This window comes from uncultured Cyclobacterium sp., from assembly GCF_963976465.1.
Lineage (GTDB): Bacteria > Bacteroidota > Bacteroidia > Cytophagales > Cyclobacteriaceae > Cyclobacterium.
In genome coordinates this window covers 1-9,724 of the sequence record NZ_CAXBOC010000175.1, presented here as the reverse complement: position 1 = coordinate 9,724, position 9,724 = coordinate 1, and the positions used below count along the sequence as shown (strand labels likewise).

Annotated in this window: 7 protein-coding genes; 2 read left to right on the top strand and 5 right to left on the bottom strand. The window is 38.9% G+C overall.

Annotation, left to right across the window (positions count from 1 at the left end; all coding sequences use genetic code 11):
* Positions 1 to 150 precede the first annotated feature (150 nt).
* From AAC037_RS11410 to tsaD, 4 genes are read right to left on the bottom strand one after another with little or no spacing between them, the layout of a single operon-like run.
* The gene (locus tag AAC037_RS11410; RefSeq protein ID WP_339903113.1) at positions 151 to 669 is read right to left on the bottom strand and encodes an HNH endonuclease; all 519 of its coding nucleotides are present in this window, start codon (positions 667 to 669) and stop codon (positions 151 to 153) included.
* Complete coding sequence (locus AAC037_RS11405) at positions 669 to 1,484, bottom strand: NlpC/P60 family protein (RefSeq protein WP_339903112.1); 816 nt, start codon at positions 1,482 to 1,484, stop codon at positions 669 to 671. Before AAC037_RS11405 ends, AAC037_RS11410 begins: the two co-directional genes overlap by 1 nt.
* Positions 1,450 to 1,914 carry an SsrA-binding protein SmpB gene (smpB, locus tag AAC037_RS11400; protein WP_339903111.1) on the bottom strand — a complete coding sequence of 155 codons (465 nt, stop codon included), beginning with the start codon at positions 1,912 to 1,914 and terminating at the stop codon, positions 1,450 to 1,452. The genes AAC037_RS11405 and smpB overlap by 35 nt, the downstream gene beginning before the upstream one ends.
* Complete coding sequence (tsaD, locus tag AAC037_RS11395) at positions 1,907 to 2,914, bottom strand: tRNA (adenosine(37)-N6)-threonylcarbamoyltransferase complex transferase subunit TsaD (RefSeq protein ID WP_339903110.1); 1,008 nt, start codon at positions 2,912 to 2,914, stop codon at positions 1,907 to 1,909. Before tsaD ends, smpB begins: the two co-directional genes overlap by 8 nt.
* 73 nt (positions 2,915 to 2,987) lie before the next feature.
* On the opposite strand from tsaD, the gene AAC037_RS11390 reads away from it, so the two are divergent.
* Both AAC037_RS11390 and AAC037_RS11385 read left to right on the top strand, forming a co-directional pair.
* A complete protein-coding gene (locus tag AAC037_RS11390; protein WP_339903109.1) occupies positions 2,988 to 7,526 on the top strand; it encodes a translocation/assembly module TamB domain-containing protein in 4,539 nt (1,512 codons plus the stop codon).
* A gap of 39 nt (positions 7,527 to 7,565) precedes the next feature.
* The gene (locus AAC037_RS11385; RefSeq protein ID WP_339903108.1) at positions 7,566 to 8,870 is read left to right on the top strand and encodes a deoxyribodipyrimidine photo-lyase; all 1,305 of its coding nucleotides are present in this window, start codon (positions 7,566 to 7,568) and stop codon (positions 8,868 to 8,870) included.
* Positions 8,871 to 8,901: 31 nt separating this feature from the next.
* Here AAC037_RS11385 and AAC037_RS11380 read toward each other — a convergent pair whose 3' ends face one another.
* Positions 8,902 to 9,573 carry a YdcF family protein gene (locus tag AAC037_RS11380; protein WP_339903107.1) on the bottom strand — a complete coding sequence of 224 codons (672 nt, stop codon included), beginning with the start codon at positions 9,571 to 9,573 and terminating at the stop codon, positions 8,902 to 8,904.
* Positions 9,574 to 9,724 lie beyond the last annotated feature (151 nt).

Genomic DNA, 9,724 nt, shown 5'->3' with positions numbered 1-9,724 from the left:
TAAGGTCATCTGGCTGAGGTTTTTATTAATGATTCCCTCGCAAAAGAAGGCCCATTCACCCGAATGGATTGCAAATTTACGAATTATTTTAGGATTAGAAACTGTATACCAACAAAATATCAATTCAAGACTTACTCCCTTCGCGCTTTATCAAACCTCTTTTATGGCTAAAAAAGGAATCCACTCTGCCGCATGCCGCTCCGCATATTCAGCAAGATAATAAGATAAATTTGGTTTGAAAGGGAAGGTTGCTAGTGGCATCCCAGCTTCTTCAGGTGTCTTGTTGCCTTTAACAGTGTTGCAGCGATGGCAGGCGGTAATAAGGTTTTTCCAAGAAGTTTTACCTCCCTTGCTCTTCGGCACCACATGGTCCAAAGTCAAGTCTTTCCCAGACCCACAATACTGACAGGTATATTTATCCCGCTTAAAAAGATTATTTCTGTTCAGCAAAACACCTTTGTATGGGATGTTTTTATAGTGATTGAGCCGAATAACTGCAGGGTAATCAAAAATATGGTCTACCGTCCTTATTTGAAGGTAATCGTACTTTACCAGCAAAGTGGCTTTATCGAGGTAAGTTAACACAAAGCCTTTATGTACATTGACTACCCCTACCGGTGAATGATCTAAGTTCAGGACAAGCACTTTTTTTTCTGATATCTCCTTCATCAATCTACTAGTTTTTTTACGGTTAGCAATTGAATACTGTCTTTAGGGCGATTATTGATTGTGTTCCATTTTTTTGGATCAAAAGTCCCGAACCTTACTTTTTCTTTGACCCAAAGTAATGCACCTTCTCCAATATATAGACCCGCTTGAAATGGAATGCCTCGCTGTGTGCCAAAAATTATAACATCTCCAATATCTATTTCAGAAATACGCTCCTTTTTTTCTACATTGTCCTGAGCGTTCAATTCATTTGGGAAAACAATGCCGCCGATTTTAAAAAGCAAATTTAACCAGGAGGGAGCATTTAATCCAAAAAAACTTCTGCCTCCAGAAAGGTAAGGCACATGTAAAAAACCCAAAGCTATCCTTTTAACTTCCATCCTATTGGCTTTCCTTTCATAAGGCCTACTTTTTCCCTTAAACTTTATAGAATCTTCCCATTCAAAGATCTCATTCTGTCCGGCATGTAGCTGACTGCCGGGTAATAAAAACATGGTATTGTCTTTCAGCTTGATTTCTCCTATCCCTTCGGAGACAATTTGTCGGGGAGATTTTGCAAAAAATTCGAAAGCTTCTTTTGTAAGGGGATGGTGTTGGGAGGTCAGAATCCAACCTGAGCCAATGGATTCTAAACCCTCTATTTTTAACCATTGTCCGTCTTCACCCACCTGAACAACTTCATACAACTCACCAAAAAGTATTTGGGTACTTAATCCGGCATCGCTCACAGGTTTCGTATAAACACTGAGGAGCGAAAGCCTACAGATACCGAAAGTAGAATTAGAATGCCATTCTTTGAAGGTCTCGTTTTGCATCTTTTTCTTTTAGTGAATGTCTTTTGTCATGCACTTTTTTACCCTTACCTAGGGCCACCTCTATCTTTGCCAGCCCTTTGTCATTAATAAATACCCTAACCGGCACTATGGTAAGTCCTTTTTCTGCAAGTTTGTTTTGCAGTTTTTTCAACTCTTGTTTTTGTAGCAATAGCTTTCGTTCCCTGACCGGGTCATGATTAAAATGAGCTGCCAGCGTGTACGGAGCTATGTGCATTTGCTTAATAAACAATTCATTGTTTCGGAAATAACAATAGGCCTCCGTAAGAGAGACCTTACCCTCTCGAATTGACTTAATTTCAGTCCCTTTTAGCACAAGCCCTGCTTTGTATTTATCTATAAATTCAAACTCAAAGCTTGCCTTCCTGTTTTTGATATTTATTATTTTCTCGAATTTATTCTTTTTAGCCATGATTTCCAATTTTCAATTTTGCCAATGGACTGACGTTCAAATCTGTAAACATACCGGCCTGGTACTTAAAATGCGCAGCCATGGCCGCATTGTCTGTACAATATTCCAATTTGGGAAGGTAGACATTCCAACGGTATTTTTTTGCGGCCTCAGCAATTGTATACCTTAGTCCCGAATTGGCTGAAACTCCTCCTGCAATGGCCACTTCTTTTATCCCTTGCTTTTTGGTAGCCTTAACCAGTTTCTGCATCAACATTTTTATCAATGTATACTGTACAGAAGCACAGATATCCTCCAAATTATTCGCAATAAAGTCCGGATCCTTTTTAATGTTTTCCTTTAAGAAATAAAGCACAGCAGTTTTTATGCCACTAAAGGAAAAAGAAAGCCCTTTCATCTCTGATACCGGAAAAGGATAAGCCAATGGATCACCTTTGGCCGCCAATTTATCCAGATGTGGACCGCCGGGATAGGGTAACCCTAAAATTTTAGCAATTTTATCAAAAGCTTCTCCCACTGCATCATCCTTGGTTTCTCCCAATACCTCCATGGTTAATGCAGTCTTAACCAACACCAGTTGGCTGTGCCCTCCACTAACAGTTAAACAGATAAAGGGGAAGGAGGGTTTTGGTGCATCAATAAAATGGGCCAACACATGGGCTTCCATATGGTTCACTTCAATAATCGGCTTATCCAATGCATAGGCAAAAGACTTGGCAAAAGAAACACCTACCAATAATGCTCCCATCAAACCGGGACCGCGGGTAAAAGCAATGGCATCTAATTCAGTTTTAGCAATTCCGGCAGATTTTAATGCTTCAGCCACCACCGGTATAAGATGCTGCTGATGTGCTCTAGAGGCCAATTCCGGTACAACGCCACCATATTTCTCATGTACAGATTGCGTGGCGACAATATTATTAAGTATTTTGCCATCAGAAATCACTGATGCTGACGTTTCATCACAAGAGGATTCTATTGCTAATATATTACTACTCATTTCGTGCCTGTTGGAAAATAAATCGAAAGTTAAGGAAATTTTGCTGAACGCCCTTAGAAGGACGTTTAGGATCATGAGCTATATGCTTATATTCCTACTTACCATTACTTTATTGTTACAGATTCCTGTATTGCAGACTTATCTTGCCGGTTTCTTTACCAATTATATCAGCAAAGAAACAGGCTATGAAACAGAAATCGGCCGGGTAAACATCAGATGGTGGGATGCCATCAGTTTGCAGGAAGTATCCATTATGGACTTGCAAGACAGTTTGATGATGGATCTTGAGGAAGTTTATATCGACTTTTCTATTAAAGGTTTGATGGATACAGAACAACCGGGATTTGATGAAATAAATCTAAAAAATGGGAATGTAAGAATCCTAACCCATGCAGATGGGCAAGGATTAAATATTTCCGTATTTCTTTCCCGCCTTCGGGCTATTTTCTTGCCAAAAAAGGAAAAAAACAACCTCAAGGCATCCACATTTACCATTGGCTATATTTCGCTAATGGAAACTTCTCTGGATATTGTAGATTACACCCTCCCTCCCTTTGATGTTAAATTTGATTACAGCGACCTTCAGTTCAGGGACCTGGTAGCCTCTGCAACAGACTTTTATATCAGAAGGGATACCGTGGCATTTGACCTTAAGCACATGAAAGGTGTTGAGACCAATTCAGGTATGATTTTCCAACAGCTACAAACCAATTTCACCTACTCCAATACTGGGATGGAATTCAAAGACCTCTATCTCAAGTCTAACCAAACTGAAATAAAAAACTACCTTAAATTCGAGTATGACTCTCCTACAGATTTGCGTGATTTTAACCATAAGATAGAAATTTCAGCAGCATTAGATGAGGCCATCCTAGACATTAGAGATCTTGGTTATTTTTCTGATAATATACCCTCCATAGACGACAGGCTTTCGCTAAGTGGAGAAGTAAATGGAAGGGTTGATTCCATTTATTCAGACGAGTTACTCCTGAGATTTGGAGACAAGAGTGCATTGTTTGGAAAATTCAATATTGAGGGCTTACCAACGGTCTCCAAAACTTATTTTGAACTTTCTCTAATCAACTCCACTGTTAGCCCTGACGACCTCTCCCCATATGCCACACCTCAAGCCAGAAGGGAGTTAAATAAATTCGGTATCATTCGTTTCAATTCTGATTTTGAGGGCCAACTTGATAATTTTATGGCACAAGGTAATTTTCGGACCGAAATTGGGAGGCTTGATGGAACACTTAACTACTTACAACAAAACAAAACACCTACTTATGAAGGGCAATTAGAGGCCACAAATTTGGATTTAGGCGTATTAATGGAAGATCCTGAAAACTTTCAAAAAACAAGTTTTAAAGGGCAAATCAAGGGCTCAGGTTTTAGTGTAGCTACAGCCATAATTGAAATGGATGCTAATTTTAGCAAATTAGGTATCAACCAGTATGATTTTCAAAATATTAGCACAAAAGCTACATTTGCAAAAGACCTGTTTGCCGGAAAAATGACCGTAAATGATCCAAATCTGGTAATGGATGTAGATGGTATGCTAGACCTTCGAAATGATAAAGACTCGGCAAACCTGGTACTGGACTTGGACACAGCATTTTTAAATGAAATAAATATTATCAATCAAGCCATCTTTCTGAGTGGTAATTTTGAGTTGGACACCAAAGGGGTTAGCCTAGATGACGTTGAAGGTGTAGCTCGGTTTAGAGATGTGCTGGTCAGCTATGACGGTCGCGACTTATTTTTGGATTATTTCCTTTTCCAATCTCTTTTTACAGACAATTCCAGAGTAATTTCCCTTAACTCGGATCTGCTGGTGGCAGGGATCAGTGGCAATTTCAAGGTCAAACAATTGGGAGAAGACTTAAAACAATTATGGGAAGATTATCAGGCCATATTAACCAATAATTATTCCGAGGATAATAACATAACCTCGCCTACTGAAACCCCATATCAAATTGATATCTCTCTTGATCTTAGGGATGCAAACCCAATTTTAAATTTGATCGACCCTATGCTCTTTATTTCCAACAATACGCTGGTGGAAGGGGCCTTTTATCAGACAGATCAAAATACGGTGTTTAACTTTTTTAGTGGTATTGACACCATTTACTATGGTAATAATTATTTTATCGATAATAACATTGATTTAAATACTGCCAAATACAAAAACAGTAACGAAGTATTGGCCTCTTTTTATGTATTGTCAAAAGAAATTCAACTCAATTCAGGCTTTAATTTTCAAAATCTATCTGCAGAAACCATATGGAACCAGTCCAAGTTGGACATGACATTCTATTTGGATCAACTTCTCACTGAAAGTTATTTTGATATAGAAGCAGAAGTCAACCTTTCTCCTGACAGCACCCTAATTAAATTCTCTCCATCAGAAATAAAATTACTTAATGATTATTGGCAGTTTGAGAAAGGCAACAGCATAAGTCTTAAGGCAGGTGAAACTCAATTTGACAAACTTAAAATATTTCATGGAAATGAATACATAGCCGCAAATGGCAAAATCAATCATAAGCCAGAAGATAAAATGGAGATTGGCATTAATGAATTGAACCTTGATTTTCTAAATTCTTTTGGACTCAGAGAATATGAAGGCATCGCCAACGGCCTGGTCCACCTTGAAGAAGGCTGGAACAAAAAAGGCATGAAGGGCAACTTATCGATTAGAGACATTTACATCAATAAATTTCTGGTAGGAGAAATTGAAGCCAGTGCCTATTACGACGATGATGCCATTAACCTTAACATTCAAAATATTCGCGAAGGACAAAAAATCATTGAGCTCTCGGGAGACATGGGTAATGAAGAAAGGAAAATGGCATTGAATGCCCAATTCACCGATGCCCGCTTATCTGTCATTGAACCATTTGTCGCAGACTACCTCACCAATATCGACGGAAAGCTCAATGGCAACCTTACTGTAGGAGGAAGCATTACTCGACCAATTGTTGCAGGGCTTGGAGAACTTGAAGGAGCCACTTTTAGGTTCAACTACCTCAACACCACTTACCTTGTAGATGGAAATATTATTTTTGAACCCAACGACATTAGTTTCAGAGGCTTGGAGTTGCGTGATGTCAATAACAATGTTGCCGGTCTGAGAGGAGGAATTGTTCATGACAATTTCGATAACTTTATACTGGATCTTACCGCTCAAATAAACAACTTTCAGGTAATGAACACCAGTTCTTCAGACAATGACTTATTCTTTGGGACAGCTTTTGCTACCGGCGACATCAATGTATTCGGAGCAGCTAATAATCTGGACCTTACAGCCAATGCCAGTTCAAATGCCAACACTAAAATATATATTCCTATTGGGGAATCCAATGGGCAAGCCCAAGAAGATTTTATAAACATCATTAACCTGAGAGATACCTCCAACCACTTGGAGTTTGAAGAAACTGTTGAAAAGCTAAGCATTAACAACCTCCGGATGAATCTGAACTTGGACATAACTCCGGATGCCTATATTGAGATTCAAATTGACCCAAAAACAGGAGAAAATATTCAGGGTCGTGGCAGAGGTATATTCAATATGGACATAGATACTCAAGGAAACTTTACCATGACAGGCAATTATGAAATAGTAGATGCTTTATATAACTTTAGCTTGTACAATGTGATCAACAAAAAGTTTGTTATTGAGCCGGGAGGAATCATCAATTGGTATGGAGATCCTTATGCCGGAGTGATGGATATCTCTGCCGTTTACGAGGAGAGCGTGTCCCTAACTTCACTTCAAACGACTACTACCAGCTCCACCTTGGAAAACAGCCAGATAAAAAGGCGCTTTCCTGTAAAAGTCATCATGGACCTTGAAGGAGAGCTATTGTCTCCGGATATAGGCTTTGACTTTGATTTTTCGGAATTCCCTGAAGACAGTGAATTGCAAACCACTATCTCTGCTTTCAAAAACAGAATCGCCAATGATGAACAAGAAAAAAACAGGCAGGTATTTTCATTGATTATGCTTCGTAGGTTTTCTCCTGAGGGTCAATTCAATAGTGCAGGAATAGGTTTCTCTAATCTCAGTCAACTTATTTCATCCCAACTAAATAACCTTATTGCCCAAGTGGACGAAAATCTTGAAATCGATTTTGACTTGCTCACTTTGGATGAATCCGCTCTGGAATCCTTCCAACTAAGGGTAGCCTATACCTTCTTTGATGGCCGATTAAGAGTGACCCGAGATGGTGGATTTACAGACCTGCAAGGTAAGGCTGACCTTAATACCATAGCAGGAGACTGGCAGGCTGAATACCTTCTGACAGAAAATGGACAGTATCGCGTAAGGATTTATAACCGAAACAATTTCAATACCCTCACAGCTTTAAATATAAACAACCGCGCCCCCAATACTTATGGGGTATCCCTTTCACAAAACCTCTTGTTCAGCTCTTTAAAGGAACTTTTTCAAAACTTTAAAAGAAATAAAAAAAACTTATACATCAATGATTCTGACGAATACCTTAGGGGAGAGTTTGACATCAACCTTGAAGAAGTGGCACCTGATTTATTTAAGCCTGACCCAAGGGAAGCGCCTTCAGTAATCAATATTATCGACAAGGAAAACCCTTAAGTAATCCAAACAATTTGGCTAGGATTTGATTAATGTACTATGGATAAAGTTACACTATTTTGGTTTAGAAGAGACCTTAGGCTTTTAGATAATATTGGTCTCTATACGGCTTATGAAAACGAAAAAAACGTTTTGCCTCTTTTTATTTTTGATGAAAATATCCTTGACAAACTTGAAAACAAGAATGATGCTCGGGTGCAATTCATCCATGAACAGGTTAGTAAACTTTACAACAACCTAAAAGATTATGACAGCTCAATGCTGGTAAAGAAAGGGAAACCCCTTGCCATTTTTGAAGCATTGACAAAAGTTTACACCATCCAAAATGTATACACCAATCGGGATTACGAGCCTTACGCCCGAGATAGAGATGAGAAGGTTGAGCAATTTTTAGCAAAAAAAGACATTCCATTTTATGATTTTAAGGATCAGGTGATCTTTGAAAAAGATGAGATTACCAACAATTCAGGCAGTTATTACAAGGTTTTTACTCCCTACAGCAAAAGCTGGCTACAAAAATTAAAGCAAAACAACTTAACACCTGTGGATTTGGATGGAAGAAAAAAATCCTTTTACAAAACCCAACCACTTCCACTGCCCAGCCTAAAAGAGCTAGGCTTTGAGAAAAGCAAAATTAGTATTCCTCCCCTAGAGATTGATAAAAAATTGATTCGTACTTATGATAAAAATCGGGATTTTCCTGCAATTCAAGGTACAAGTAGGCTGGGAATTCACCTGCGCTTTGGGACGATTAGTATCCGACGTTTAGTAAACGAAGCTCTAGAGTTAAATGACACTTACCTCAACGAATTAATTTGGCGGGAATTTTACATGATGATCCTCTACCATAATCCTGCAGTAGTTGATACGTCTTTTAAGGAAAAATACGACAAGGTTCGGTGGGATAACGATGAGGAATTATTCAAAAAATGGTGTGAAGGAAAAACAGGCTATCCCATGGTAGATGCCGGCATGCGTGAACTCAATGCCACCGGATACATGCACAACAGAGTAAGAATGCTTACGGCCAGCTTTCTAACCAAGCACCTATTGATAGATTGGCGTTGGGGAGAAGCCTATTTTGCAAGCAAACTTCTAGATTATGAATTGGCTTCCAACAATGGTGGTTGGCAATGGGCCGCTGGCACAGGTACAGACGCTCAACCCTACTTTCGGATTTTCAATCCGGAATCTCAAATGAAAAAGTTTGACAAGGATAAAAAATACGTTAAAAAATGGATTCCGGAATATGGTACATCAGCATATCCAGACCCGATTGTAGCTCACAAGCAAGCAAGAGAAAGGGCGCTGGAGACCTACAAAAGAGCCTTAGATGCAGAATAGTGAAAGGATAATAAAATTTTAGTCACGGATACTATTCTTTGATGAGGTGCTGGTCGAATCCCAGCTTAACCAATTGTTCGAATGCCCGCCAAACTTCCTGTGGAATCGCTTGTTCTATTTGAAAACCAAGCTTTGGATATTCCTTAATCCTTTGCAAATCTCCCACCATAGACTGGATCACAATGGCCATTGAAATTTCTTCATTGGGATAGTTATCAAAACTGATATTAGGGCTTGTAACTGCAACAGATTTTTCCGGCCAATTCTTTTTAAAGGTGGCATAGGACCTTCTTTCCATATAGGGTTTTTGGACGACGATAAATCGATGAAAGTCAAGTCCTTTTTCTTTAAGGATTTTTTGAGTAAACTGGATGTTTTCTCCAGTATTGGTAGACTTGTTCTCTACGATAATTTTGGATTCGGCCACCCCCATATTCAATGCGATTTTAGCAAATTTATCTGCCTCGGTCTCCTCCCAAACGCCAAGCGTAAAATTCCCTAAGCCACCTGAAAGTATTAAATAGTCAGCCATGCCTCCCAGCCATAATTGTGCTCCGCGCTCCGCCACTCTAATGTCATGACTACCTAAAACAAAAATGGCATCGGCTTTATTTAAGCCATGGTTTACCTGATGATAATCCCAAAGGACCTTCGCCATAGTTTTTATTTCCGGGGTTATTTCAGGTTGTATTTTATCTTGCATCTGTTTGAAATTATTAATTCTTAGAAACTATTTGGAAGGTTGAATTTACCACTGAACCCACCAAATTACCTTTAATTTTCAAAAATCAATAGCGTTCTAAATAAAAAATGAGAGGTTCAATTTTTTGCCCAAAATAGTTATTTTGGGTTTG

Bases quoted from the DNA above. Each gene is read 5' to 3' on its own strand.
- AAC037_RS11410 (WP_339903113.1), bottom strand. From the start codon at position 669: ATGAAGGAGATATCAGAAAAAAAAGTGCTTGTCCTGAACTTAGATCAT.
- AAC037_RS11405 (WP_339903112.1), bottom strand. From the start codon at position 1,484: ATGCAAAACGAGACCTTCAAAGAATGGCATTCTAATTCTACTTTCGGT.
- smpB (WP_339903111.1), bottom strand. From the start codon at position 1,914: ATGGCTAAAAAGAATAAATTCGAGAAAATAATAAATATCAAAAACAGG.
- tsaD (WP_339903110.1), bottom strand. From the start codon at position 2,914: ATGAGTAGTAATATATTAGCAATAGAATCCTCTTGTGATGAAACGTCA.
- AAC037_RS11390 (WP_339903109.1), top strand. From the start codon at position 2,988: ATGAGCTATATGCTTATATTCCTACTTACCATTACTTTATTGTTACAG.
- AAC037_RS11385 (WP_339903108.1), top strand. From the start codon at position 7,566: ATGGATAAAGTTACACTATTTTGGTTTAGAAGAGACCTTAGGCTTTTA.
- AAC037_RS11380 (WP_339903107.1), bottom strand. From the start codon at position 9,573: ATGCAAGATAAAATACAACCTGAAATAACCCCGGAAATAAAAACTATG.